Annotated in this window: 23 protein-coding genes; 14 read left to right on the plus strand and 9 right to left on the minus strand. The window is 58.9% G+C overall.

All coding sequences use genetic code 11. The annotated features are described in order from the left end of the window. The first annotated feature begins 25 nt into the window (after positions 1 to 25). Both nuoM and nuoN read left to right on the plus strand, forming a co-directional pair. Complete coding sequence (gene nuoM / locus NUX24_RS07635; RefSeq protein ID WP_023312532.1) at positions 26 to 1,555, plus strand: NADH-quinone oxidoreductase subunit M; 1,530 nt, start codon at positions 26 to 28, stop codon at positions 1,553 to 1,555. Positions 1,556 to 1,561: 6 nt separating this feature from the next. After that, the gene (nuoN, locus tag NUX24_RS07640; RefSeq protein ID WP_047652564.1) at positions 1,562 to 3,019 is read left to right on the plus strand and encodes an NADH-quinone oxidoreductase subunit NuoN; all 1,458 of its coding nucleotides are present in this window, start codon (positions 1,562 to 1,564) and stop codon (positions 3,017 to 3,019) included. A gap of 85 nt (positions 3,020 to 3,104) precedes the next feature. On the opposite strand, the gene NUX24_RS07645 is transcribed toward nuoN, so the two are convergent. Together NUX24_RS07645 and rbn are read right to left on the minus strand one after the other, a co-directional pair. Further along, complete coding sequence (locus tag NUX24_RS07645; protein ID WP_033146077.1) at positions 3,105 to 4,109, minus strand: chemotaxis protein; 1,005 nt, start codon at positions 4,107 to 4,109, stop codon at positions 3,105 to 3,107. Between the two features lie 64 nt (positions 4,110 to 4,173). Further along, positions 4,174 to 5,091: a ribonuclease BN gene (rbn, locus tag NUX24_RS07650; RefSeq protein ID WP_257830685.1), complete on the minus strand. Its 918-nt coding sequence runs from the start codon at positions 5,089 to 5,091 to the stop codon at positions 4,174 to 4,176. A 71-nt stretch (positions 5,092 to 5,162) separates the two neighbouring features. Between rbn and NUX24_RS07655 the strand changes: the two genes are divergently transcribed. The 10 genes from NUX24_RS07655 (at position 5,163) to NUX24_RS07700 (ending at position 15,031) form a co-directional block, all read left to right on the plus strand. Continuing rightward, positions 5,163 to 5,624, plus strand: a complete 462-nt coding sequence (locus NUX24_RS07655) for a GNAT family N-acetyltransferase (RefSeq protein ID WP_047652562.1) — start codon at positions 5,163 to 5,165, stop codon at positions 5,622 to 5,624. Between the two features lie 53 nt (positions 5,625 to 5,677). Continuing rightward, positions 5,678 to 5,983, plus strand: a complete 306-nt coding sequence (elaB, locus tag NUX24_RS07660; protein WP_008500219.1) for a stress response protein ElaB — start codon at positions 5,678 to 5,680, stop codon at positions 5,981 to 5,983. Between the two features lie 86 nt (positions 5,984 to 6,069). After that, positions 6,070 to 7,365: an isochorismate synthase MenF gene (menF, locus tag NUX24_RS07665; RefSeq protein ID WP_257830687.1), complete on the plus strand. Its 1,296-nt coding sequence runs from the start codon at positions 6,070 to 6,072 to the stop codon at positions 7,363 to 7,365. Between the two features lie 88 nt (positions 7,366 to 7,453). Continuing rightward, positions 7,454 to 9,124 (plus strand): 2-succinyl-5-enolpyruvyl-6-hydroxy-3-cyclohexene-1-carboxylic-acid synthase, encoded by a 1,671-nt coding sequence (gene menD / locus NUX24_RS07670; protein WP_257830688.1) that lies wholly within the window; start codon positions 7,454 to 7,456, stop codon positions 9,122 to 9,124. Continuing rightward, the gene (menH, locus tag NUX24_RS07675; RefSeq protein ID WP_257830689.1) at positions 9,121 to 9,897 is read left to right on the plus strand and encodes a 2-succinyl-6-hydroxy-2,4-cyclohexadiene-1-carboxylate synthase; all 777 of its coding nucleotides are present in this window, start codon (positions 9,121 to 9,123) and stop codon (positions 9,895 to 9,897) included. The genes menD and menH overlap by 4 nt, the downstream gene beginning before the upstream one ends. Further along, complete coding sequence (gene menB / locus NUX24_RS07680; protein ID WP_023312524.1) at positions 9,894 to 10,751, plus strand: 1,4-dihydroxy-2-naphthoyl-CoA synthase; 858 nt, start codon at positions 9,894 to 9,896, stop codon at positions 10,749 to 10,751. Before menH ends, menB begins: the two co-directional genes overlap by 4 nt. Next, positions 10,751 to 11,716 carry an o-succinylbenzoate synthase gene (gene menC / locus NUX24_RS07685; protein WP_257830690.1) on the plus strand — a complete coding sequence of 322 codons (966 nt, stop codon included), beginning with the start codon at positions 10,751 to 10,753 and terminating at the stop codon, positions 11,714 to 11,716. The genes menB and menC overlap by 1 nt, the downstream gene beginning before the upstream one ends. Next, complete coding sequence (gene menE, locus NUX24_RS07690) at positions 11,713 to 13,074, plus strand: o-succinylbenzoate--CoA ligase (RefSeq protein ID WP_257830691.1); 1,362 nt, start codon at positions 11,713 to 11,715, stop codon at positions 13,072 to 13,074. The genes menC and menE overlap by 4 nt, the downstream gene beginning before the upstream one ends. Positions 13,075 to 13,198: 124 nt before the next feature. Further along, positions 13,199 to 13,738: a YfaZ family outer membrane protein gene (locus tag NUX24_RS07695; RefSeq protein WP_045354282.1), complete on the plus strand. Its 540-nt coding sequence runs from the start codon at positions 13,199 to 13,201 to the stop codon at positions 13,736 to 13,738. A gap of 93 nt (positions 13,739 to 13,831) precedes the next feature. Further along, on the plus strand, positions 13,832 to 15,031 hold the full coding sequence (locus tag NUX24_RS07700; protein ID WP_257830692.1) for a nicotinamide mononucleotide deamidase-related protein YfaY: 1,200 nt from the start codon (positions 13,832 to 13,834) through the stop codon (positions 15,029 to 15,031). A gap of 33 nt (positions 15,032 to 15,064) precedes the next feature. Here the strand turns inward: NUX24_RS07700 and glpC are convergent, their stop codons facing one another. From glpC to glpA, 3 genes are read right to left on the minus strand one after another with little or no spacing between them, the layout of a single operon-like run. Then, positions 15,065 to 16,255 (minus strand): anaerobic glycerol-3-phosphate dehydrogenase subunit GlpC, encoded by a 1,191-nt coding sequence (gene glpC, locus NUX24_RS07705; protein ID WP_257830693.1) that lies wholly within the window; start codon positions 16,253 to 16,255, stop codon positions 15,065 to 15,067. Beyond that, positions 16,252 to 17,469 (minus strand): glycerol-3-phosphate dehydrogenase subunit GlpB, encoded by a 1,218-nt coding sequence (glpB, locus tag NUX24_RS07710; protein ID WP_257830694.1) that lies wholly within the window; start codon positions 17,467 to 17,469, stop codon positions 16,252 to 16,254. Before glpB ends, glpC begins: the two co-directional genes overlap by 4 nt. Beyond that, positions 17,459 to 19,087, minus strand: a complete 1,629-nt coding sequence (glpA, locus tag NUX24_RS07715) for an anaerobic glycerol-3-phosphate dehydrogenase subunit A (RefSeq protein ID WP_257830695.1) — start codon at positions 19,085 to 19,087, stop codon at positions 17,459 to 17,461. Before glpA ends, glpB begins: the two co-directional genes overlap by 11 nt. Before the next feature lie 252 nt (positions 19,088 to 19,339). Here glpA and glpT point away from each other — a divergent pair, with 252 nt between their 5' ends. Continuing rightward, entirely contained in the window at positions 19,340 to 20,692 is a 1,353-nt protein-coding gene (glpT, locus tag NUX24_RS07720) for a glycerol-3-phosphate transporter (protein WP_257830696.1), read from the plus strand. Positions 20,693 to 20,703: 11 nt separating this feature from the next. Next, positions 20,704 to 21,756, plus strand: coding sequence for a glycerophosphodiester phosphodiesterase (gene glpQ / locus NUX24_RS07725; protein WP_257830697.1), 1,053 nt, complete (start codon positions 20,704 to 20,706; stop codon positions 21,754 to 21,756). Between the two features lie 23 nt (positions 21,757 to 21,779). On the opposite strand, the gene yfaE is transcribed toward glpQ, so the two are convergent. From yfaE to ubiG, 4 genes are all read right to left on the minus strand, one after another. Next, complete coding sequence (gene yfaE, locus NUX24_RS07730) at positions 21,780 to 22,034, minus strand: class I ribonucleotide reductase maintenance protein YfaE (protein ID WP_008500234.1); 255 nt, start codon at positions 22,032 to 22,034, stop codon at positions 21,780 to 21,782. Further along, positions 22,034 to 23,164, minus strand: coding sequence for a class Ia ribonucleoside-diphosphate reductase subunit beta (nrdB, locus tag NUX24_RS07735; protein ID WP_045888629.1), 1,131 nt, complete (start codon positions 23,162 to 23,164; stop codon positions 22,034 to 22,036). Before nrdB ends, yfaE begins: the two co-directional genes overlap by 1 nt. A 49-nt stretch (positions 23,165 to 23,213) precedes the next feature. Then, positions 23,214 to 25,499 carry a class 1a ribonucleoside-diphosphate reductase subunit alpha gene (gene nrdA / locus NUX24_RS07740; protein WP_045402753.1) on the minus strand — a complete coding sequence of 762 codons (2,286 nt, stop codon included), beginning with the start codon at positions 25,497 to 25,499 and terminating at the stop codon, positions 23,214 to 23,216. 347 nt (positions 25,500 to 25,846) lie between these two features. Continuing rightward, positions 25,847 to 26,575 carry a bifunctional 2-polyprenyl-6-hydroxyphenol methylase/3-demethylubiquinol 3-O-methyltransferase UbiG gene (gene ubiG / locus NUX24_RS07745; RefSeq protein WP_193806120.1) on the minus strand — a complete coding sequence of 243 codons (729 nt, stop codon included), beginning with the start codon at positions 26,573 to 26,575 and terminating at the stop codon, positions 25,847 to 25,849. Between the last annotated feature and the right edge of the window lie 110 nt (positions 26,576 to 26,685).

A 26,685-nucleotide genomic window follows, 5' to 3' on the forward strand; every position in this document is an offset into this window, starting at 1 on the left:
GCCTTAAAAAGGAATGTAAATCGCCATGTTACTACCCTGGCTAATATTAATTCCCTTCATCGGCGGCTTCCTGTGCTGGCAGACTGAACGCTTTGGCGTGAAGATGCCGCGCTGGATCGCGCTGATCACCATGGGATTGACGCTCGCGCTTGGTCTGCAACTGTGGTTGCAGGGCGGTTACTCACTGACCCAGTCTGCGGGCATTCCGCAGTGGCAGTCTGAGTTCATCCTGCCGTGGATCCCGCGTTTCGGCATTACGATCCACCTGGCGATTGACGGTCTGTCGCTGCTGATGGTGGTGCTGACCGGTCTGCTCGGCGTTCTGGCGGTACTTTGCTCCTGGCGAGAAATCGAAAAATACCAGGGCTTCTTCCACCTGAACCTGATGTGGATCCTGGGCGGCGTGATCGGCGTGTTCCTTGCCATCGACATGTTCCTGTTCTTCTTCTTCTGGGAGATGATGCTGGTGCCGATGTACTTCCTGATCGCGCTGTGGGGCCACAAGGCGTCCGACGGTAAAACGCGTATCACGGCGGCAACCAAGTTCTTCATCTATACCCAGGCGAGTGGTCTGGTGATGTTGATTGCCATTCTGGCGCTGGTGTTTGTTCACCACAACGCGACCGGAACCTGGACCTTCAACTACGAAGATTTGCTGAAGACGCCAATGTCCCACGGCGTTGAATACCTGCTGATGCTGGGCTTCTTCATCGCGTTCGCGGTGAAAATGCCGGTCGTTCCGCTGCACGGCTGGCTGCCAGACGCGCACTCTCAGGCACCAACGGCGGGTTCCGTTGACCTGGCGGGCATCTTGCTGAAAACGGCGGCCTACGGTCTGCTGCGTTTCGCACTGCCGCTGTTCCCGAATGCCTCCGCAGAGTTCGCACCGATTGCCATGTGGCTGGGTGTGATCGGTATCTTCTACGGTGCCTGGATGGCCTTCACGCAGTACGACATCAAGCGTCTGATTGCCTATACCTCCGTTTCCCACATGGGCTTCGTGCTGATTGCTATCTACACCGGCAGCCAGCTGGCGTACCAGGGCGCGGTGATCCAGATGATTGCGCACGGTCTGTCCGCAGCCGGCCTCTTCATCCTGTGCGGCCAGCTGTATGAACGTCTGCATACCCGCGACATGCGTATGATGGGCGGCCTGTGGAGCAAAATTAAATGGCTGCCAGCGCTCTCCATGTTCTTCGCGGTTGCCACCCTGGGGATGCCGGGTACCGGTAACTTCGTCGGCGAATTTATGATTCTGTTCGGCAGCTTCAAAGTGGTACCGGTGATTACCGTGATCTCCACCTTTGGTCTGGTGTTCGCTTCCGTGTACTCGCTGGCGATGCTGCACCGCGCATACTTCGGTAAAGCGAAGAGCGAAATTGCTGCACAAGAACTGCCGGGGATGTCGCTGCGTGAGCTGTTCATCATCCTGCTGCTGGTCGTACTGCTGGTTCTGCTGGGCTTCTTCCCGCAGCCGATTCTGGATACCTCGCATAGCGCGATGGGTAACATCCAGCAGTGGTTTGTTAATTCTGCTTCTACTACAAGGCCGTAATTCGCCATGACAATAACTCCACAACAACTGATCGCGCTGCTACCGCTGCTGATCGTCGGATTGACGGTGGTGGTTGTGATGCTCTCCATTGCGTGGCGACGCAATCACTTCCTGAATGCCACGCTGTCGGTCATCGGCCTGAACGCCGCGTTAGTCTCTCTCTGGTTTGTTGGCCAGGGTGGGGCGATGGACGTCACCCCGCTGATGCGCGTTGACGGTTACGCCATGCTGTATACCGGTCTGGTGCTGCTGGCGAGCCTGGCAACCTGTACCTTTGCGTACCCGTGGCTCGAAGGCTACAACGACAACAAAGAAGAGTTTTACCTGCTGGTTCTGATTGCCGCGTTGGGCGGCATTCTGCTGGCGAATGCAAACCACCTGGCCGCGCTGTTCCTCGGTATTGAGCTGATCTCTCTGCCGCTGTTCGGCCTGATTGGTTACGCCTTCCGTCAGAAGCGCTCCCTGGAAGCAAGCATCAAGTACACCATTCTGTCTGCTGCTGCGTCCTCGTTCCTGCTGTTTGGTATTGCGCTGCTGTACGCACAGTCCGGTAACCTCTCCTTCATGGCGCTCGGCAAGAGCCTCGGTGACGGCATGCTGCATGAGCCGCTGCTGCTGGCAGGTCTGGGCATGATGATTGTTGGCCTCGGCTTCAAACTCTCACTGGTGCCGTTCCACCTGTGGACGCCAGACGTATACCAGGGCGCTCCGGCTCCGGTGTCGACCTTCCTGGCGACGGCGAGCAAAATCGCTATCTTCGGTGTGGTCATGCGTCTGTTCCTGTACGCACCGGTTGGTGACAGCGAAGCGGTTCGCGTGGTGCTGGGCATTATCGCGTTCGTCTCCATCATCTTCGGTAACCTGATGGCGCTGAGCCAGACCAACATCAAGCGTCTGCTGGGCTACTCGTCTATCTCTCATCTGGGCTACCTGATGGTGGCGCTGATTGCACTGCAGAGCGGTGAGATGTCGATGGAAGCCGTGGGCGTCTATCTGGCCGGTTACCTGTTCAGCAGCCTCGGCGCCTTCGGCGTGGTGAGCCTGATGTCCAGCCCGTACCGCGGCCCAGATGCCGATTCACTGTTCTCCTACCGTGGTCTGTTCTGGCACCGTCCGATCCTGTCTGCGGTAATGACCGTGATGATGCTTTCTCTGGCGGGTATCCCGATGACGCTGGGCTTTATCGGTAAGTTCTACGTGCTGGCCGTCGGTGTGCAGGCGAACCTGTGGTGGCTGACTGCGGGCGTGGTTATTGGCTCCGCGATTGGTCTCTACTACTACCTGCGCGTGGCCGTGAGCCTGTACCTGAGCGCGCCTCAGCAGCTCAACCGTGATGCCCCAACCAACTGGCAGTACAGCGCCGGCGGTATTGTGGTGCTCATCTCCGCGCTGCTGGTGCTGATCTTCGGTATCTATCCGCAGCCGCTGATTGATATCGTGCAGCGAGCGATGCCGCTGATGTAAAAACAAAAAACCCGCCTCGGCGGGTTTTTTTATGGTTTTCTCCCTCTCCCCGTGGGAGAGGGACGGGCACCAGCCCGCACCAGACTTAAGCCAGCTGCTTGCGGCTAATCAACGGCCCGTCAATCTTCTTCATCGAGCGGTCCAGCACTTCCTCAATCACTGACGACAGTTCGTTCAGCTCAAACTTCGCCACATACCCGTCCGCCTTCACCTTGCGAATATGGTCTTCGTTGGCGTTACCGGAAAGGGAAGAGTGGATCACCACCGGAATGTCCTTCAATATCGGGTCGGTTTTGATTTTGCGCGTCAGCGTAAAACCGTCCATCTCCGGCATTTCAAGGTCGGTCAGCACCAGGGCGATCTTATCGGTGATGGGAACCCCCTCAGCCTGCGCCTGCGCGGCCAGAACCCCAATTTTCTCCCACGCGTCTTTGCCGGTGATATGCAGCTGCGCGGGGATCTCCATCGCCTGCAGACCTTTTTCCAGCATCGAGCGCGCCACCTTGGAATCTTCCGCGACGATGGCGACAGCGCCCGGTTTGATATGGAATTTGGTTGTCTTTAGATTCGTGGCGTGCAGATCGTGATTGGCCGGAGTGATGTCATACAGGATCTGCTCAACGTCCAGCACCATCGCCAGATCGTTGGTATCGGTCTTCTCGTCAAGACACGCAATGCTGGTGATGTAGCGACCGCTGACGGCGGTTTCCGCCGCATGCACCTGCTTCCAGTCCAGACGCATGATGTTCTCAACCGATTCCACGGCAAACGCCTGCACGCTGCGCGCGTATTCGGTGATCAGCAGGATGTTCAGCCCGGTGGTGGGCTTGCAGCCCGCCACGGCGGCCAGGTCAATAACCGGGATCACCTGATCGCGAATATTCACCATTCCCATCAGCGGTGACTTCATCCCGGCGGGTTTCGTGAACTCCGGCATCGGCACAATTTCACGCAGCTTAAAAACGTTAATGCCAAACAGCTCGGATTTATTTTCGTTAAGAGAGGTGCCAAGACGGAACAGCAACAGTTCAAAACGGTTCGACAGGGTCAGATTCGCCCTGTCATCAATATCTTTCTGGAAATTATCCATTCTACCCTCGAGAGAAATGCTGACCTTTTAATCGTTATCGGCATCCTGAGGGAAAAATGAAGGACTAAACGCTAACCTGAGTGAAATCTTCGGCCAGCTCACATTCCGGGAACAGCGCGCGGCACTCTGCCAGCAGCTTTTCACAGCCCCGCGCGTCGTAGCGCGAGCTGACGTGGGTGACGATGAGCCTCCCGACGCCCGCGTCACGGGCAAGCTGCGCCGCCTGACGCGTGGAGCTGTGGCCCCGGCTGTTGGCTTTCTCTTCCATCGCCGTTTCAAGCGTCGCTTCATGCACCATCACGTCCACGCCCTGAGCCAGCGTGAGCGCCGCCGGGCACGGGGCCGTATCGCCAAAAATCGCCAGCTTTTTGCCGGGCTGCGGTGCGGCGAGATAATCCTGGCCGTTAATGACGCGTCCGTCCTCCAGCGTGACGGTCTCTCCGTGCTTCAGACGCTGGAACAGCGGCCCGGGTTTTACGCCGTCTGCCATCAGCGCGGCGGCATCCAGCGCGCCGGGTTTTTCATGCGCCTCAATGCGGTAGCCATAGCACTCCACAGGATGATTGAGCGGTTGAGCGGTAACCCGATAATCCCCGTCATCGAATACCAGGCCTTCGGTAATCTCAATGACCTCCAGCGGATAATCCGTCCACGACCCGCTCAGACGCAGCGTAGTTTCTACAAATTCACGAATACCCGCTGGCCCGTAAATCGTCAGCGGGTTGGCGTTACCGGCCATCGAGCGGCTGCACAGAAGGCCGGGAAGGCCAAACAGGTGGTCGCCATGCAGATGGGTGATAAAAATTTTATCCAGCTTGCCGGGGTGATAAGCGGTGCGTAACAGCTGATGCTGCGTCCCTTCACCGCAGTCAAACAGCCACAGCCCGCCGCGGGTGGGGTGCTTAAGATCCAGCAGGATCGCCGTCACGTTCCGTGAGCGGGTTGGTACGCCAGCGGACGTACCCAGAAAAATCAGTTCCATAACGCAATCAGCCCTTTGCCGAACGGGGAGGGGTTTAGTATAACGTGATGAACCCCAGGAAGGAGACTGACATGATCCAGTGGCAAGATTTACATCATAGTGACCTCACCGTAAATGAACTTTACGCGCTGCTTAAACTGCGCTGTGAAGTGTTTGTTGTGGAACAGACCTGCCCGTATCAGGACATCGACGGCGATGACCTCGTTGGTGAGAACCGCCATATCCTCGGCTGGCGGGATAACGAGCTGGTGGCGTATGCGAGGATTCTGAAAAGCGAAGACGATTTTGAGCCCGTGGTGATTGGTCGGGTCATCATCAGCGGCAACGCGCGGGGTGAAAAACTGGGCTATCAGCTGATGGAAAAAACGCTGGAGGCGTGCCGGAAACAGTGGCCGGACAAGGCGCTATACCTGGGCGCGCAGGCACACCTGCAGTCCTTCTACGGCCACTTTGGTTTTGCGCCGGTAACGCAGGTCTACGATGAAGATGGCATTCCGCACGTCGGCATGGCGCGGGAAGTGAAACAGGCGTAATGGCATGTCGTTGGCTATAGTTAGCGGACTGGTGTACTAACATGGAGAAAACTATGTCATTTCAATCCTGGGATACCCGTATCGACGACGACCTGGCCTTACTGAGCGAAACGCTGGAAGAGGTGTTACGTTCCTCGGGCGACCCTGCCGATCAGAAATATATTGAGCTAAAAGCCCGTGCCGAGCAGGCGCTGCATGAAGTGAAAAACCGCGTCAGCCATGCGTCTGATACCTACTACTACCGTGCCAAAAAAGCGGTGTACCGTGCCGATGATTACGTTCATGAAAAACCGTGGCAGGGTATTGGCGTGGGGGCTGCCGTAGGGCTGGTGCTGGGGCTGCTGCTGGCCCGTCGTTAAGCCGCTTAACCACTCCCTATACGTGGGTACTGCTATTTATTGCCAGTACCCCGTATAATACGAGGTTTTAACAGGGAGAGGTTCGCGTGAATTCGATTTTCCTCGCGCTGGAGCAACTGCGTTCCCAGCTGTCGCAAGCGTTACCCGCAGCACCCGGCATACGTCATTTCGACGTCTCTTTCCCGTTAAACGATGCTTTCGATCCCCTCGCCTGGCTTGGCGAGCAGCGGTGCTATCCGCAGTTTTACTGGCAGCAGCGTAACGGCGATGAAGAGCTGGCCGCGCTGGGGGCGGTCACTCAATTTTCCTCCCTGGCATTAGCCTCGCAGTTTTTGCGCGAGCAAAACGCGGCAGGTGATACTCGTATCTGCGGCCTGAACGCCTTTAACCCCGAACAGGGGAGCCTATTTTTACCGCGACTGCTCTGGCGACGTACCGCCGGCAACGCCACGCTGCGCCTTCAGCTCTGGAGCGACCGCTCGCTTGTGGAGGATGCCCGCGTCGCGCAGGATTTTTTACAGCAGCTCCGTCCTGCGAGATCTATCCGTCCGCTCTCCGTGCATGTTGAGCACGAAACCCATCAGCCGCAGCAGGCCGAATGGCTGGAGCTTATCCGCAGGGCGACGGAGACCATCGCGCGCGGTGAGTTTGAAAAAGTGGTTCTCGCCCGGGCAACCGATCTGCAGTTCTCGCAGCGCGTTAACCCTGTCGCGCTAATGGCCGCCAGCCGCGCCCTGAATTTACATTGCTATCATTTCTGCATGGTATTCGACGCCAGCAACGCGTTTCTCGGCTCTACGCCCGAGCGTCTCTGGCGGCGGCGCGGCAAGCTGCTGCGCACGGAAGCGCTCGCTGGCACCGTCGCCAGCCATAGCGATGATAGCCAGGCGCAGCGTCTCGGCGAGTGGCTGCTGAATGATGATAAAAACCAGCGCGAAAATATGCTGGTGGTGGAAGATATCTGCCAGCGTCTTCAGCACTCTACGCAGACGCTTGAGGTACTGCCCCCCCAGGTGGTACGCCTGCGTAAGGTGCAGCATTTGCGCCGCTGTATCTGGACCGAGCTGAAACAGGCCGACGACGAGCAGTGTCTGCTCATGTTGCAGCCGACCGCGGCCGTTGCCGGATTACCCCGACAGCCCGCGCGCGAGTTTATCCAGAAGGTTGAACCCTTTAACCGCGAGTGGTACGCCGGTTCGGCCGGGTACTTATCCCCCGAACAGAGTGAATTCTGCGTGGCGCTGCGCTCCGCGCGCGTTCAGGAGGACTCCCTGCGGCTCTACGCCGGCGCCGGTATTGTCAGCGGGTCTGACCCGGAGCAGGAGTGGCAGGAGATTGAAAACAAAGCCGCCGGATTGCGCTCTCTGCTCCTAAGGGATTAATACAGATTCGCGCAATCCCGATTCATATCAAAATTCCAATTTTTTCTATTATTTATACTGTGTCGTATTCTTGATACCGGACAATCTCATGTCAGTAAGTTCTTTTAACCGACGCTGGGCGGCGGTGATCCTTGAAGCCCTGACTCGCCATGGCGTCAGGCACGTGTGTATTGCACCGGGTTCTCGCTCCACGCCGCTGACGCTGGCGGCCGCAGAAAACCGGGCGTTGATTCACCACACCCACTTTGATGAACGTGGCCTCGGCCATCTGGCGCTGGGTCTGGCGAAAGTCAGCAAAGAACCTGTGGCGGTGATCGTCACCTCCGGTACCGCCGTGGCGAACCTCTATCCGGCCCTGATTGAAGCCGGATTAACGGGTGAAAGACTGATCTTACTGACGGCCGATCGTCCCCCTGAGCTTATCGACTGCGGCGCCAATCAGGCCATTCGCCAGCCGGGGCTCTTTGCTTCGCATCCTTCGCAGACGATTTCGTTACCGCGTCCCACCCAGGATATTCCGGCAAGCTGGCTGGTCTCCACCGTCGATCACGCCATGGAGACGTTGCGCAGCGGGGCGCTGCATATCAACTGCCCGTTTGCCGAGCCGCTGTACGGCGAGCTGGACGACACGGGTCTTGACTGGCAGCAGTCCCTTGGCGACTGGTGGCAGAGTGAAAAACCGTGGCTGCGCGAGCAGACGCATCTTGAGAGCGCGAAGCAGCGCGACTGGTTCTTCTGGCGGCAGAAGCGCGGCGTGGTGATTGCCGGGCGCATGAGCGCCGCCGAAGGCAAGCTGGTCGCTGAATGGGCGCAAACCCTTGGCTGGCCGCTGATTGGCGACGTGCTTTCCCAGACCGGGCAGCCGCTGCCGTGCGCTGACCTCTGGCTGGGTAACGCGAAAGCGGTCACCGAGCTTGCGCAGGCGCAGATTGTGGTCCAGCTTGGATCGAGCTTGACCGGCAAACGGTTACTGCAGTGGCAGGCCACCTGCACGCCGGAAGAGTACTGGCTGGTGGATTCGCTGGAAGGGCGGCTTGACCCGGCGCACCACCGCGGTCGTCGTCTGGTCAGCAGTATTGACGCCTGGCTGACGCTTCATCCGGCTGAAAAACGCAAGCCCTGGGCGGTGGCCATCCCGGACCTTTCGCGCCAGGCGTGGGAACTGACCAAAGCGCACTGTGAAGCGTTTAGCGAAGCCGGGCTGGCGCACCGTATTCACCAGTTCCTGCCCGAACAGGGGCAGCTGTTTGTCGGCAACAGCCTCGTCGTGCGGCTGATTGACGCTTTCTCGAAGCTGCCCGCGGGCTACCCGGTGTACAGCAATCGTGGCGCCAGCGGCATCGACGGGCTGATCTCTACGGCGGCGGGCGTGCAGCGCGCCAGCGCGAAATCGACCTTGGCGATCGTGGGCGATCTCTCCGCGCTCTACGATCTTAACGCGCTGGCGCTGCTGCGTCAGGCGTCAGCCCCGTTTGTGCTGATTGTGGTCAACAACAACGGCGGGCAGATTTTCTCCCTGTTGCCAACGCCTCAGAGCGAGCGCGAGCGTTTCTATCTGATGCCGCAGAACGTGCAGTTCGAACACGCCGCGGCGATGTTTAGCCTGAAATACCATCGTCCGGAAAGCTGGGAACAGCTGGACGCGGCGTTAAGCAGCGCCTGGAAACAGCCGGGCGCGACGCTGATTGAGCTGGTGGTGAACGAGGCTGACGGTGCGCAGGCCCTGCAAAGCCTGCTGGCGCAGGTGAGCCAACTGTGATCCTCTCGGGCGTGCAGCAGGCCGGAAAACCGGGCTACCCCTGGCTGGTCTTTTTGCACGGATTTTCGGGCGACTGCCGCGAGTGGCAGAGGGTCGGTGAAGGACTCAGCGATTATCCCCGGCTGTATCTGGATCTGCCGGGTCACGGCGGATCCCGGAATCTGGGCGTGACGGGGTTTGACGAGATGAGCACGTTGCTCACCCGAACCCTTCTTAGTTACAACATACTGAAGTTCTGGCTCATCGGGTACTCCCTCGGCGGCCGTATTGCGATGTTTCATGCCTGCCAGCAGCCGAAGGGGCTGCTCGGGATGATTGTTGAAGGTGGACATCCGGGCCTGCAGGATGCCGATGCGCGAAATGCGCGGCTGGCGTCCGACCGCCGCTGGGCAAGGCGTTTTCGCACCGAACCGCTGGATAAGGTGTTCGCTGACTGGTACCAACAGCCCGTGTTCGCCTCCCTTACGAACGCCCAGCGCGAGGCGCTTATTACCCTGCGCAGTCAGAACAACGGCGCGACGCTAGCGATGATGCTCGAGGCGACCTCGCTGGCCGTGCAGCCGGATTTGCGTGCCGCGCTTAGCGCACGCGATTTCTCTTTTGATTATCTCTATGGCGAACGGGATGAGAAGTTCGCGGCCCTTGCCGCGGAAGTGAACGCCGTTCGCCATGCCATTCCAGACGCCGGACACAATGCCCACCGGGAAAACCCCGATGCGGTTATCGCGAGTCTGGCTCAGATACTGCGTTATCGAATAAAGGACACTCTATGATCTACCCTGATGAAAACATGCTTTACGCCCCGGTTGAATGGCAGGACTGCTCCGAAGGCTACACCGACATTCGTTACCACAAATCCACCGACGGCATTGCCAAAATCACCATCAACCGTCCGCAGGTGCGTAACGCCTTCCGTCCGCTGACCGTGAAAGAGATGATTCAGGCCCTGGCGGATGCACGCTACGACGACAACATCGGCGTGATTGTCCTGACCGGCGAAGGCGACAAAGCGTTCTGCTCCGGTGGCGATCAGAAAGTGCGCGGCGACTACGGCGGATACCAGGACGATGCGGGTACCCACCACCTGAACGTCCTCGATTTCCAGCGTCAGATCCGCACCTGTCCAAAACCGGTGGTGGCGATGGTAGCGGGCTACTCCATCGGCGGCGGTCACGTGCTGCACATGATGTGCGATCTGACCATCGCCGCAGAAAATGCCATCTTCGGCCAGACCGGTCCGAAAGTGGGATCCTTCGACGGCGGCTGGGGCGCCTCGTACATGGCGCGCATCGTCGGGCAGAAAAAAGCCCGCGAAATCTGGTTCCTGTGCCGTCAGTACAACGCCCAGGAAGCGCTGGATATGGGCCTGGTGAATACCGTGGTGCCGATTGCCGATCTCGAAAAAGAGACCGTTCGCTGGTGCCGTGAAATGCTGCAAAACAGCCCGATGGCGCTGCGCTGCCTGAAGGCCGCGCTCAATGCCGACTGTGACGGTCAGGCGGGTCTGCAGGAGCTGGCGGGCAACGCCACCATGCTGTTCTACATGACCGAAGAGGGTCAGGAAGGGCGCAACGCGTTTAACGAAAAACGTCAGCCGGACTTTAGCAAATACAAACGGAACCCGTAATGCGTCGCGCGCAGGTTTACCGCTGGCAGATACCGATGGACGCGGGCGTGGTGCTGCGTGAACGGCGGTTAAAAACCCGTGACGGCTTCTTCGTGCATCTGCAGCAGGGCGAGCGGGAAGGCTGGGGCGAGATTTCTCCTCTGCCGGGATTTAGCCTGGAGTCGCTGGATGACGCGCAGTCTGTATTGCTGGCGTGGGCGGACGCGTGGCGTGAGGGTGCGGATCCGGCGTTGCCGGAGGTGCCTTCCGCGGCTTTTGGCATCAGCTGCGCGCTGGCGGAGCTGGACGGCAGCCTGCCTGAAGAGGCTAACTACCGCGCGGCACCGCTCTGTACGGGCGATCCTGACGAGCTATTCGCGCTGCTCTCCGCCATGCCGGGCGAGAAAGTGGCGAAAATTAAAGTCGGTCTCTACGAGGCGGTGCGCGACGGCATGGTCGCTAACCTGCTGCTGGAGGCGATCCCCGACCTTCATCTGCGTCTGGATGCTAACCGCGCCTGGACGCCGCTCAAGGCGCAGCAGTTTGCAAAGTACGTCAACCCGGCGTACCGCAGCCGCATTGCCTTCCTCGAAGAGCCGTGCAAAACCCGCGATGATTCGCGCGCGTTTGCCCGCGAAACGGGGATTGCCATCGCCTGGGACGAAAGCCTGCGCGAGGACGATTTTGAATTTGTCGCCGAGCCCGGCGTCAGCGCGGTGGTGATTAAACCAACGCTGACCGGCAGCCTGGCGAAGGTGCGCGAGCAGGTCGCGGCGGCGCACGCCTCTGGGCTGACGGCGGTCATCAGCTCGTCGATTGAGTCCAGCCTTGGGCTAACCCAGCTGGCGCGCATTGCCGCCTGGTTAACGCCGGATACCATCCCCGGCCTCGACACGCTGAACCTGATGCAGGCTCAGCTTCTTCGCCCGTGGCCGGACAGCGCGCTGCCGTGCCTTGATGTCGCGTCGCTGGAGCCGCTGCGATGAGTTTTTCCGACTGGCCGTGGCGGCACTGGTGTGCGCAGTTTGCCAATAAACCGGCCCTGAGGCTGAACGACGAGGTGCTCAGCTGGCAACAGCTGTGCGCGCGCATCGACAGCCTTGCGGCGGGCTTTCACCGTCAGGGCGTGGAGGAGGGCGACGGCGTGCTGCTGCTGGCCCATAATCATCCGCACACCCTGCTGGCGTGGCTGGCGCTGCTCCAGTGCGGGGCGCGTATTCTTCCCGTGAATCCGCAGCTGCCGCGTCCGCTGCTGGACGTGCTGCTCCCGCAGATGACGCTGCGCTTTGCGCTGGTGCTGGACGGTACCTGCGACGGTCTTCCTGCCCTGAGCATGCGCGGGGCAGCCGATGCGTATTGCGCTGCCTGGCAACCGGCGCGGCTGGCGTCGATGACGCTAACCTCCGGCTCCACCGGGCTGCCGAAAGCGGCAGTGCATACCTGCGAGGCCCATCTTGCCAGCGCGCGCGGCGTGCTGGCGCTGATGCCCTACGGCGAAGACGACGACTGGCTGCTCTCGCTGCCGCTGTTTCACGTTTCCGGGCAGGGGATTTTATGGCGCTGGCTGCAGGCCGGCGCGCAGTTAACCGTGCGCGAGAAACAGCCGCTGGCGCAGGCTTTGCGTGGTTGCACTCATGCCTCGCTGGTGCCGACCCAGCTCTGGCGTCTGCTTAACAGCCACCAGCCTGTCGCACTGAAAGCGGTGCTGCTGGGCGGGGCCGCCATTCCTGTGGAATTAACGCAGCAGGCGCGAGAGCAGGGTATTCATACCTTCTGCGGCTACGGCCTGACCGAGTTTGCCTCTACCGTCTGCGCGAAAGCGGCAGACGGCGAGCCGGACGTAGGCAATGCGCTGCCGGGCAGAGAGGTGCAGGTGGTTAACGGCGAGGTCTGGATCCGGGCGCAGAGCATGGCCTCAGGCTACTGGCGGGACGGCGAACTGGTTCCGCTGACCAACGCGCAGGGATGGTTCGCCACCCGCGATCGCGGTGAATGGCATGACGGTCGCCTGACGATCCTGGGCCGCATGGATAACCTCTTTTTTAGCGGCGGAGAAGGGATCCAGCCGGAGAGCCTTGAGCGCGTTATCGCCCGCCATCCGCAGATTAACCAGGTGTTTATCGTCCCGCTGGACGACGCCGAGTTTGGACAGCGTCCGGTGGCGGTGGTGGAGTGCGAGCCGGGAACGGATATCACCTGTTTACCTGACTGGGTCAGGGATAAGGTGGCGCGTTTTGAGCAACCCGTCCGCTGGCTGCTGTTGCCGACCGAACTCAAAAATGGCGGCATTAAAGTCTCGCGCCGCGCGTTGCAGCAGTGGGTGAACGCCTCGCTGAAGGGATAATAGCCGTTTCAAATAATTACAATCTACTGACCTGCCGCACGCAGAGTGCTTGATCCCCGGGAGACTCCGGTTAAAATCTCGCGGTTTTGGGACTTCTTTATAATAATTGTGTGGGATCACGACAATGAAAAAAGTGGCATTCGTGGGCTTCGGCCTGATGGTTGTATCTGCGGCGGCTAACGCCATCAGCATTAACGGCTCGGCGGGTCAGGATTATACCCATCTGGGTTTTGGCATGGGTACCGAGACATCCGGTCTGGCGATGACTGGCGGCTGGACGCATAACGATGACGACGGTGACGCGGCAAGCCTCGGCCTGGGTCTGAACGTTCCTCTTGGCCCGTTCCTGGCCACCGTCGGCGGTAAAGGTATCTACACCAACCCAAATGACGGTGACGAAGGGTACGCGGCGGCAGTGGGCGGCGGCCTGCAGTGGAAAATTGGCGACAGCTTCGGCCTGTTTGGTGAGTACTACTATTCGCCGGATTCCCTCTCAAGCGGTATCGAAAGCTATGAAGAGGCCAACGCCGGCGCGCGCTGGACCATCATGCGTCCAATTACCATCGAAGCGGGCTATCGCTATCTGAACCTGGCCGGTAAAGACGGAAACCGCGACAACGCGCTGGCCGACGGCCCGTACGTGGGCGTCAGCGCAGGCTTCTAATCACTCCGGCGCGGCGTTCTGTCGCGCCAGTTTCTCTCTTCTCCACCCCGCGTTTGCGCTATAGTGTTTTGACCAAATAAGCGGGAGAACATAATGATTAACGTGGAGATGTTATCCACCGGCGACGAAGTGCTGCATGGACAAATTATTGATACCAATGCTGCCTGGCTTGCCGATCTTTTCTTTGAGCAAGGATTACCGTTAACGCGCCGCAATACGGTGGGCGACAATCTTGAGTCGCTGGTCGCTATTCTGCGCGAGCGCAGCGAGCACTGCGACGTGCTGATTGTGAACGGCGGACTCGGCCCCACCTGCGACGATCTCAGCGCGCTGGCCGCCGCGACCGCAAAAGGCGAAGGGCTGGTGCTGCACGAGGCGTGGCTTTCGCAGATGGAGCGCTTTTTCTCCGAGCGTGGCCGCGTCATGGCCCCCAGCAACCGCAAACAGGCTGAAATTCCCGCCAGCGCCGAGCTGGTCGACAACCCGGTCGGTACCGCGTGCGGGTTTGCCATGCAGCTGAACCGCTGTCTGATGTTCTTCACGCCGGGCGTACCCTCAGAATTTAAAGTGATGGTCGAGCAGCAGATCCTGCCGCGCCTTCGCGATCGTTTTACCCTGCCTGAACCGCCGCTGTGCCTGCGTCTGACCACCTTTGGCCGCTCGGAAAGCGATCTGGCCCAGAGCCTTGACCCTCTCCCGCTGCCGCCGGGCGTCTCCATGGGCTACCGCTCCTCCATGCCGATCATTGAACTTAAGCTGACAGGCCCGGCCGAGCAGAAAGAGGCGATGCTGGCCCTGTGGCCCGAGGTGCAGCGCGTGGCGGGCGAAAGCCTGATCTTTGAAGGGACGGAAGGGCTGCCCGCGCAGATTGCGACGCATCTGCAGTCGCGTCAGCTGAGCGTGACCTTAAGCGAGCAGTTCACCGGTGGCCTGCTGGCACTGCAGCTGTCGCGCGTCAACGCGCCGCTGCTCGCCAGCGAAGTGGTGCCGTTCCAGCAGGAGACGCTGGCGCAGACCGCCCGCTGGGCGTCCGAGAGAAGGGTGAAGCATTTTGCCGGTCTGGCGCTGTTTGTCGGCGGGCTGGACGAGGAATACCTTAACTTCGCGCTGGCGACGCCGGAAGGCACCTGGGCCCTGCGGGTAAAAATGAGTATCACCCGCCACAGCCTGGCGGTGCGTCAGGAGGTTTGCGCGATGATGGCGCTGAACATGCTGCGCCGCTGGCTGAACGGTAAAGAAGTCGCCAGCGAGCACGGCTGGATTAACGTTGTCGAGTCGCTGTTCGTGGAGTAATGCCTTTGCCGGGGCGTTTCGCCCCGGCACTGTTCAGCCCAGCGCCTTCGCCAGCAGGGTAATCGGATGTTCGCAGCGCTTGCCGGTGGACATCTCAATCTGCCACTTGCAGGTTTCGCAGTCCGTTACCACGATATCCGCGCCGCTCTCTTCAATCTGACGGAACAGCGGGGCGCCGATCGCCTGCGACGTTTCGTAGTTTTCACGCTTAAAGCCGTAGGTTCCCGCAATCCCGCAGCAGCGCGAATCCAGCACCGTCAGCTCCAGGCCCGGAATTAACCGCAGCAGCTCAAGCGTATAGAGCGACCAGCCCATTTTCTCCATATGACACGGCGTGTGATACACCACTTTCAGGGGCAATTTCCCCAGCGGCAACGTCTGCCCGCTATCGAGCTTGCGCCACAGGAAGCGTGTCGCCAGCTCAATGTGCTCGCGCAGGCCGGTATTATCCACGTCCAGCAGATGCGGGTACTCATCACGCAGGGTGAAGGTACAGGTGGACGAGGTCGCCAGCACCGGAATACCTTTATCGACAATCGCTTCGCGCAGTGACGTAACATTGCTCTGAGCCTGCCTGCGCGCTTTATCGGTAAATCCGTTGGCGATCAGCGGTACGCCGCAGCACTTCTCTTTGTTCAGTAGCTGAACGCCCGTTCCCATGGCGTTTAGCACCTTCAGCAGATCTTTACCCAGCTGCGGGTGGTTGTAATTCACATAGCAGCCGTGGAAAAAGGCCACCTGGTCGGCATACTTCGCTTGTTCCGCCGCGACGGATTTGTACCAGCGGCGGAAGGTGCCGTGAGAATATTTCGGCAGGCTGCGGTGATGGTCTATCTTCAGCGTGGCATCCAGCAGCTGACGCACCGGTTTGAGGGAGGTCGCGGCATTCACCAGCGGGGCAAACGGCGTCGAGACGCTGCCCATCAGATCGGTATGGCTCAGAATAGCGTCACGCAGCGTCGGCTTTTGCGTGCTGTAACGCGCCCGGGCGCGCTGGATGATGTCGCCGATTTTAACATCCGACGGGCAGGCGACTTCGCAGCGTTTGCAGTTGATGCAGTATTTCAGCGCCTCGTCGTAGAGCTTGCCGTCCTTCAGGCGCAGACGCTCGCCGTCCGGCCCGGCCTGCTTTGGCCCGGGATAGCGTGGATTCACGCCGCTGACCGGGCAGACGGTGGTACACACCGTGCATTTAATGCAGCTTTCAAAACGGGTGTCGTTCATTGTTCAGCCTCCGTGCGCTGGCTAATCTGCTCTGCCACATACAGCGCCGTGACGGCGCAGACCCCGCCACCGCATCCCTGGGCAATGGGATCGTACCCGCCCAGCAGCGAGCCGATGGCAAAAAGATTACTGACGGGCTTACCAGAAAGTTGCGGATGCAGCTGGTTATCGACAATCACGCCGAACTGCTGCCAGGGCTGCGGCGAGAAGAAATCACTCTGATACCAGTCCGCGCGGGAGGCACGCTGGCGAACATCCAGCCCCATAATGGCTTCCCGGATGCCCTCCCGGCTGCTCAGCAGCCCGTTGCTGAAGAAACTGCCGCTTGCCAGCACCGTAAAGCGGGCGCGAAGCGGAATATCCTCGTGGTTTCGCGTCCAGATTTCGCTTACCGCGCCGTCCACCAGCGTAATTTTCTTCACCTCATCCCCCGCCATCCACACGCCGCCCTGGGCAACAAACTGGCGCTGGAGCTGGGTGTGCAGGCGAATGCCGGGGACGGAAGGGGGCAGGGTTGGCAGGAGGCCGAGCGTGCAGGGCAGACGATCCGAGAGCCAGCGCCAGAGCCGGTTGTCGCGTAAACCAAAGCAGGCCGGCATCAGCAGGGCGTCACAGCTGTCGCTGAGGGGCCTGAGCGCGTCATACAGCAGCGGCCATTTGTCCTCGTTATCCAGAAAACGGGCGATATTCACCGCGCGAAACTCGCTCGGGTTATCGCGCAGGACATCCAGCTCAGGCAGCTCTATCTCTGCCGTTTCGGCATTGACGCCCTGGCGACAAAGCGACGCCGCCGCGAGATGGGGCTGAAAATCCAGAAAGCCGCTAATACCCACGACGCGCACGCGTGCGGCGTTGAAGGGAGCAACGGGCACTTCTTCCGGGCTGAGCCAGGCAGAGCGCAGGGTGCCGAGCGGCGTAACGCGCTGGTGATTGAACCTGGCGCTGCCCTGCAGACGCGCGCCGCACTCCGCCAGCAGCGCTTCGGTTTCCAGCGCAAAGCGGTCAATATGCTGGGCGCCAATCAGGTGATACGGGTGCTCCGGCGGCAGCTTATCGCGGTACGCTTCGTCCACCAGATCCAGAGAGCCCGACGAGAAGTGCAGGGCGCTCTGCCCCCGGGTGATAATGGCGCAGCGCAGTCCCTGCTTCGTGAGCCTGATGCCGCAGAGCAAGCCTGCCAGCCCGCCGCCGACAATCACGGTATCAAATTTCATCGCGTTGCTCCTTCTCCAGACCGCAAAGCCCCTGGTAGACCCAGCGGGTAAACTCGCTTTCGCGCAGGGCATCGCCCCAGGCGACAGGCTGAATGCCTTTCCAGCGCTCGTTTAAAAACGCGCTGAGCTGATCGAGCGACTGGGTGGCGCTGGTGGTATGAAAACGCTGCAGCAGCCCGGCGGCACGACAGGCGCACAGCTCGCCCTGACAGGTCCCCATTCCGACGCGGGTGCGGCGGCGGAGATCGAGCAGGCTGTTGACCGTCAGGTTCTCCACCGCGTACTGCACCTCACCGGCCGTCACGGCTTCGCACTCGCACACCAGGCTGCGGCTCAATCTTCCTTCACCAAGCCACGGTGGCGTTCTGTCGCCGTGGCGGTATACCGCTGATCCGCGCAGCGGCGCGGGCAGGGAGATGATTTTTTGCAGCGTTTTTTCGGTGGACTGACGCGAGCCGGGCAGAGCTTGTTCTGCCGTCACGCACCGTTCGGTATTGCCCAGCTTGCGGCAGACGGCGTCGGTCGCCCACTCGGCCATCAGGCGGTAGGTCATCAGCTTGCCGCCGGTGATGGTGATAAACCCGTCCATGCCGTCGCGCTCGGCGTGATCGAGCAGCACGATGCCCCGGCTGACGTTACGCCCGCTCGGGTCGTTATCGCTGGCGACCAGCGGACGCACGCCCGCGTAGGCGCGCAGAATACGCGTCTGCGCCATCACCGGGGCCAGTTTTTCCCCTTCGCGCAGCAGGACGTCGACCTCTTCGGCGGTCACGCGGTTGTAGTCAATCTCTCCGTAGTCCACGTGGGTTGAGGTGGTACCGATTAACGAAATGGTGTCGCCTGGGACGAGGATATCGGCATCAGACGGCTTGCGGCAGCGGTTAATAACGTGGTTATTGATGCGGTGGTCGAGGATCAGCAGCGAGCCTTTCGCCGGGAACATGCGTACCGACAGGTCCGCGTATTCCGCGATGCGCTGCCCCCAGATCCCCGCCGCGTTGACCACCACGGCGGCATACAGCTCGCTGTGTTCGTTATATTGCGTATCGAGGATCCGCACGCCGCAGATACGATGACCTTCACGGATAAGCCCGCTCACTTCGTGCCCGGTCAGAATGCGTGCGCCATGCTCGCGGGCGTCCAGCATATTGGCGGCGGTCAGGCGGAAGGGGTCAACGGTGCCGTCAGGCACTTTCACCGCGCCGATAAGCGCCGGGTTAACAGACGGTTCCAGCCGTCGCGCCAGCGTCGGGTCCATGGCCTCAGCCTGAATGCCCGCCGCAGTGCAGGCGGTAATAAAGGTGTCCTGAAAGGTGAGGTCATCTTCGGGAAGAGTAATAAAGAGGCCGTCGGTCGGCTCAATGCAGTGGCGGGCGATACGCTTGAGGATCTGGTTTTCAGCAATACATTCGCGTGCGGATTCACCGTCGGTAACCGCATACCGCGCGCCGCTGTGCAGCAGGCCATGGTTACGCCCGGTTGCGCCCGTGGCGATATCGTGGCGCTCCAGCAGCGTGACGCTTAAGCCGCGAAGGGCGCAGTCGCGTGCGATCCCGGCGCCGGTTGCGCCACCGCCAATGATTATCACATCGCTGTAGCGAGGATCGTGAATGGTCATTGTTTACCCTCTATGTTCGTTTTTCTATCATTTAGCCATATCAATAGTGTGGTTTGTTTGATTTCGAACATAAACGCGCGAAATTCGAAAGTGAAACGTGATTTCATGCGCTTTTTTGCGCATTCTGTCATATTTCTGTAACAATCTGTGCGTTGATTCACAGTAACAATCACCGTGATTTCTTAACATCCCCGCCTCTGGAATTCAGGTGCGAGCCACCTGCCCATTCAATTCAAGGCCACGGAGGCTGTTATGCTCAGTATCTTCAAACCTGCGCCGCACAGGGCGCGTCTGCCAGAGGCAGAAATTGATCCGCTATACCGCCGTCTGCGCTGGCAAATTTTCCTGGGGATCTTCTTCGGGTACGCGGCGTACTACCTTGTACGTAAAAACTTCGCGCTCGCGATGCCGTATCTGGTGGAGCAGGGCTTCTCCCGCGGCGATCTGGGGTTCGCGCTGTCGGGGATCTCAATCGCCTACGGTTTTTCCAAATTCATCATGGGGTCGGTATCGGATCGCTCGAATCCGCGGGTGTTCCTGCCCGCCGGCCTGATCCTGGCGGCCGCGGTCATGCTGTTCATGGGCTTTGTGCCGTGGGCAACCTCCAGCATCGCCGTCATGTTCGTCCTGCTGTTCCTCTGCGGCTGGTTCCAGGGGATGGGGTGGCCGCCGTGCGGACGCACCATGGTTCACTGGTGGTCGCAGAAAGAGCGCGGCGGCATCGTGTCGGTGTGGAACTGCGCCCATAACGTGGGCGGCGGTATTCCGCCTCTGCTGTTCCTGCTGGGGATGGCCTGGTTCAACGACTGGCATGCGGCGCTCTATATGCCTGCCTTTGGCGCCATTCTGGTGGCGATTATTGCCTTCGCGCTGATGCGCGATACGCCGCAGTCCTGCGGCCTGCCGCCGATTGAAGAGTACAAAAACGACTATCCGGATGATTACAGCAAGGAGCACGAAGAAGAGCTGACCGCAAAACAGATCTTCATGAAGTACGTCCTGCCGAACAAGCTGCTGTGGTACATCGCGGTGGCGAACGTGTTCGTTTACCTGCTGCGCTACGGCATCCTCGACTGGTCGCCAACCTACCTGAAAGAGGTGAAGCACTTCGCGCTGGATAAGTCCTCCTGGGCCTATTTCCTGTATGAATACGCCGGGATCCCGGGCACGCTGCTTTGCGGCTGGATGTCAGATAAGGTGTTTAAAGGCAACCGCGGCGCGACGGGCGTGTTCTTTATGACCCTGGTGACCATCGCGACCGTGGTGTACTGGCTCAACCCGCCGGGCAACCCATCAGTAGATATGGCCTGCATGATTGTTATTGGCTTCCTGATCTACGGTCCGGTGATGCTGATTGGCCTGCACGCGCTGGAACTGGCGCCGAAAAAAGCGGCGGGCACGGCGGCAGGCTTTACCGGTCTGTTCGGCTATCTGGGCGGTTCGGTCGCGGCGAGCGCCATCGTGGGCTACACCGTTGACTTCTTCGGCTGGGACGGCGGCTTTATGGTGATGATCGGCGGCAGCGTGCTGGCGGTACTGCTGCTCATTGTGGTCATGATCGGTGAGAAACGTCGCCATGCGGAAGTGCTGGCGCGTCGTCAATAAGGAGTATTGCGATGAAATTATCTTACGTAACAACCGGCCTGCTGCTGGCGGGCCTGATGACAGGCTCTGCGCTGGCGGCGGATAAAATCGTGATCGCCCACCGCGGCGCGAGCGGCTATCTGCCGGAGCATACGCTCCCGGCGAAGGCGATGGCCTATGCCCAGGGCGCGGATTATCTGGAGCAGGATCTGGTGATGACGAAGGACGACCAGCTGGTGGTCCTGCACGATCACTATCTGGACCGCGTGACGGATGTGGCGGAGCGTTTCCCGGACCGCGCGCGCAAAGATGGTCGTTTCTACGCCATCGACTTCACGCTGGCGGAGATCCGCTCTCTGAAGTTTACCGAAGGCTTTGAGATTGAAAACGGCAAGAAGGTGCAGGTCTATCCGGGACGTTTCCCGATGGGCAAATCTGACTTCCGCATTCATACCTTCCAGGAAGAGATTGAGTTTGTTCAGGGGTTGAATCATTCAACCGGTAAAAATATCGGTATCTACCCTGAAATCAAAGCGCCGTGGTTCCACCATCAGGAAGGGAAAGACATTGCCGCGAAGACGCTGGAGGTGCTGAAGCAGTACGGCTACACCAGCAAGCAGGACAAAGTTTACCTCCAGTGCTTTGATGCCGCCGAGCTGAAGCGCATCAAAACCGAGCTGGAGCCGAAAATGGGGATGAACCTCAATCTGGTGCAGCTGATTGCCTATACCGACTGGAATGAAACCCAGGAGAAACAGCCGGACGGCAAGTGGGTGAACTATAACTACGACTGGATGCTTAAGCCGGGCGCGATGAAGCAGATTGCGCAGTACGCCGACGGCATCGGGCCGGATTACCACATGCTGGTGGCGGAAGGATCCACCCCGGGTCACGTGAAGCTGACGGCGATGGTGAAAGAGGCGCACGCCAGCAGGATGCAGGTCCACCCGTATACGGTGCGTGCAGACCAGCTGCCGCCATATGCCACGGATGTGAATCAGCTTTATGAGGTGTTGTATAACCAGGCGGGCGTGGACGGGCTGTTTACCGATTTCCCGGATAAAGCGGTGACGTTCTTAAAATAGAAAAAGGGCCGGAAGGCCCTTTTTTACATCTCGATCTCAATATCGCCTTTTGCCCGGCAGCAGCAGGGCAAAATTTCCCCTTCGTTGATAAAGGCCAGCGGCTCGGTCAGCCAATCTACCTGGCCTGCGACCAGACGGCAGCGGCAGGAGCCGCAGTAGCCGGAACGACACTGGTACTCTACTTCTACCTGATGCGCCTCAAGCGCCACCAGCAGAGAAGGGTGCTCCTCCCGACACAGCACCTCAGTACCGGAAAGACTTAACGTGACGCGTGACATCAGAGCTGGAAGTTGCTCAGGTCGTCGGTGTTGACTTCAGAATCAATCTGACCGACCAGATAAGAGCTGACTTCAACTTCCTGCGGCGCAACCTGCACGTTATCGGACACCAGCCAGGTGTTGATCCACGGAATCGGGTTAGAGCGCGTCTGGAACGGCAGGTCGAGGCCAACAGCCTGCATGCGGATGTTGGTGATGTACTCAACGTACTGGCACAGGATGTCTTTGTTCAGGCCAATCATGGAGCCGTCGCGGAACAGGTAGTCTGCCCACTCTTTCTCCTGCTGAGCCGCCAGCACGAACAGGTCGTAGCACTCCTGCTTGCACTCTTCGGCGATTTCCGCCATCTCCGGATCGTCCGTACCGCTGCGCAGCAGGTTCAGCATGTGCTGGGTACCGGTCAGGTGCAGGGCTTCATCACGAGCGATGAGACGGATGATTTTGGCGTTGCCTTCCATCAGCTTGCGCTCGGCAAAGGCGAAGGAGCAGGCAAAGCTCACGTAGAAGCGGATCGCTTCCAGCGCGTTAACGCTCATCAGGCACAGGTACAGCTGCTTTTTCAGCGCGCGCAGGTTCACGGTAACGGTTTTACCGTTCACGTTGTGGGTGCCTTCGCCCAGCAGATGCCAGTAGCTGGTCATCTCGATCAGCTCGTCGTAGTAATGGGCAATGCCTTCCGCGCGCTTCTGGATCTGCTCGTTGGTGACGATATCGTCAAACACCACCGCCGGATCGTTCACGATGTTGCGGATGATGTGGGTGTAAGAGCGGGAGTGGATTGTCTCGGAGAACGCCCAGGTTTCCACCCAGGTTTCCAGCTCCGGAATGGAGATCAGCGGCAGCAGCGCCACGTTCGGGCTACGACCCTGAATGGAGTCCAGCAGCGTCTGGTACTTCAGGTTGCTGATGAAGATATGTTTTTCGTGATCCGGCAGCGACTGGTAATCAATACGGTCGCGGGAGACGTCCACTTCTTCCGGGCGCCAGAAGAAGGAGAGTTGCTTTTCAATCAGCTTTTCGAAGATGTCATATTTTTGCTGATCGTAGCGTGCCACGTTGACCGGCTGGCCGAAGAACATCGGCTCTTTGAGCTGGTCGTTTTTCGTCTGTGAAAAGGTGGTATATGCCATGAGTGTGTCCTGTCTTACGAAATAAAGGCGGGGATATCCCCGCCCTTCATTAGATCTTACATGCGCCGCTTTCGCAGCCATCGTCCTGAATTGACGGTACCAGGTCGTCCTGCGCGTCTTCCGCACCATCACGGGTGTTGTGATAGTACAGCGTTTTCACGCCAAATTTGTAGGCGGTGAGCAGGTCTTTCAACAGCTGCTGCATCGGTACCTTGCCGGACGGGAAGCGCGTCGGGTCATAGTTGGTATTGGCAGAGATCGACTGGTCGATAAACTTCTGCATGATACCCACCAGCTGCAGGTAGCCGTCGTTGTTTGGCATTTCCCACAGCAGCTCGTAGTTATTACCCAGCGTTTCGTAATCCGGTACCACCTGACGCAGGACGCCGTCTTTCGACGCTTTGATGCTCACGTGGCCGCGCGGTGGTTCAATACCGTTGGTGGCGTTAGAGATCTGCGAAGAGGTCTCGGACGGCATCAGGGCAGAGAGCGTGGAGTTGCGCAGGCCATGGGTCTTGATGGACTCGCGCAGACCTTCCCAGTCGAGGTGCAGCGGCTCGCTGACGATCGCATCCAGGTCTTTCTTGTAGGTGTCGATCGGCAGAATGCCTTTCGCGTAGGTGGTTTCGTTGAACCACGGGCACGCGCCTTGCTCTTTCGCCAGCTCGTTAGAGGCCTTCATCAGGTAGTACTGAATCGCTTCGAACGTCTGGTGCGTCAGGTTATTAGCGCTGCCGTCAGAGTAACGCTTGCCGTTTTTCGCCAGCCAGTAGGCGAAGTTGATCACGCCGATACCCAGGGTACGGCGGCCCATTGCACCGCGTTTAGCGGCCGGGATTGGGTAATCCTGGTAGTCCAGCAGAGCGTCGAGCGCGCGAACCGCCAGCACGGCCAGCTCTTCCAGCTCATCCAGGCTTTTAATTGCGCCCAGATTGAACGCGGACAGCGTACACAGCGCGATTTCGCCGTTTTCGTCGTTCACGTCTTCCAGCGGTTTGGTTGGCAGGGCGATCTCCAGGCACAGGTTAGACTGGCGCACTGGCGCAACCACCGGGTCAAACGGGCTGTGGGTGTTGCAGTGGTCCACGTTCTGGATGTAGATACGACCGGTTGAGGCACGTTCCTGCATCATCAGGGAGAACAGGTCTACCGCCTTCACGCGCTGCTTGCGGATGCTATCGTCTTTTTCGTATTTGGTGTACAGACGCTCGAACTCGTCCTGATCGGCAAAGAACGCGTCATACAGGCCTGGAACGTCGGACGGGCTGAACAGGGTGATGTCTTCGCCCTTCAGCAGACGGGTGTACATCAGCTTGTTGATCTGCACGCCGTAGTCCATGTGACGCACGCGGTTGCCTTCCACGCCGCGGTTGTTTTTCAGAACCAGCAGGCTTTCCACTTCCAGATGCCACATCGGGTAGAACAGGGTCGCAGCACCGCCGCGCACGCCGCCCTGAGAGCAGGATTTTACTGCCGTCTGGAAGTGTTTATAGAACGGGATACAGCCGGTGTGGAACGCTTCACCGCCGCGAATCGGGCTGCCCAGCGCACGGATGCGACCGGCGTTGATGCCGATACCGGCACGCTGGGAAACGTATTTCACGATGGCGCTGGAGGTGGCGTTGATGGAATCCAGGCTGTCACCACACTCGATCAGTACGCAGGAGCTGAACTGACGGGTTGGGGTACGCACGCCAGACATGATTGGCGTCGGCAGAGAAATCTTGAACGTGGATACCGCATCGTAGAAACGCTTCACGTATTCCAGACGGGTGTCACGCGGGTAGTTAGAGAACAGGCAGGCGGCCACCAGAATATAGAGGAACTGGGCGCTTTCGTAGATCTCACCGGTTACACGGTTCTGAACCAGGTATTTGCCTTCGAGCTGCTTCACCGCCGCGTAGGAGAAGTTCATGTCGCGCCAGTGATCGATAAACCCGTTCATCTGCTCGAACTCTTCTTCCGTATAGTCTTCCAGCAGATGCGTGTCGTATTTGCCCAGCTCAACCATTTTCACTACGTGATCGTAAAGCTTCGGCGGCTCAAACTGGCCGTAGGCTTTTTTACGCAGGTGGAAAATCGCCAGACGTGCAGCGAGGTACTGATAATCCGGTGCTTCGCGGGAGATGAGGTCTGCCGCTGCTTTAATGATTGTTTCGTGGATATCAGACGTTTTGATGCCGTCGTAGAACTGAATGTGGGAACGCAGTTCAACCTGGGAGATAGATACGTTGTTCAGTCCTTCTGCTGCCCAGTCGAGAACTCGATGGATTTTGTCCAGATTGATACGCTCGGTAGTACCGTCGCGCTTTGTCACCAGCAGACTCTGATTCATGTGGGTTTTACCTGTCCGTGAAATAAAAAATATCCCCCGTTTATCCACAGATCCGTCTTGTGACTAACTCTGTGGATAAATACTACATGTAGGGGGTTTGCGATAAGAAAAACGCTATATGGTGAGTATTCTAGTATCGAATCTTTTCAGCACAAGGGTTGATTTTGGCGTTAAATTGAGGTTGTGAAAGGGTAAAAAAGGCTAAGTCCTCGTACCGTAAGGCCTGGAAGACATGTCAATAATTAAGAAAAAAAATTCAAAATTTGATCGAGTGCTGATTTCTTCAACGGGAGGTCAGAATTGCGCAACATGATGTCGCGCAATCTTTATAAGAATAACGAATGACGTTAGTCGTTTTTGGCAGTTGTATGCAACATATAGTTAACATCAACGCCCGGTGCGAGTTTGAATTTATTGGTCAGCGGATTGTAGTGCAGGCCGGTGATGTGCTGCTCTTTGAGCCACGTCTGGTCAACCCAGCCTAACAGCTCCGCAGGCTTGATGAATTTCTTCACGTCGTGCGTCCCTTTCGGCACCATGCGCAGCACATACTCCGCGCCGACGACGGCCATCAGCCAGGCTTTACCGTTACGGTTGATGGTTGAGAAGAAGACCTGGCCGCCCGGTTTCACCAGTTTTGCACAGGCGTGCACCACCGACTGCGGATCGGGAACGTGCTCCAGCATCTCCATGCAGGTCACCACATCGTACTGATGGGCGTGTTTTTCCGCGTGCTCTTCCACGGTTTCCTGCACGTATTCCACCTGTATGCCGGACTCCAGCGCGTGAAGGCGGGCCACCTGAAGCGGTTCAAAGCCCATGTCCAGGCCAGTAACATTCGCCCCTTCGCGCGCCATGCTCTCAGCCAGGATGCCGCCGCCGCAGCCGACGTCGAGCACTTTCTTACCGAACAGACCGCCGGAACGCTCCGCGATATAGCCCAGACGCAGCGGGTTGATGCGATGCAGCGGTTTGAACTCACCTTCGAGATCCCACCAGCGGGACGCCACCGCTTCAAATTTGGCAATCTCTTCGTGGTCAACGTTGTGAGCCACCGGGGATTTTTCGGCATTCATGGGCGCTTTTACTCCTTATTTAGCAAGACAAAGGAGTATATCAGGCAATCCCCGTGAATAAAGCGTATAGGTTTACCTCAATCACCTCGGCTGTGTTATAATTTGCGACC

It is taken from the genome of Enterobacter sp. HG048 (assembly GCF_024702055.1).
Lineage (GTDB): Bacteria > Pseudomonadota > Gammaproteobacteria > Enterobacterales > Enterobacteriaceae > Enterobacter > Enterobacter dykesii.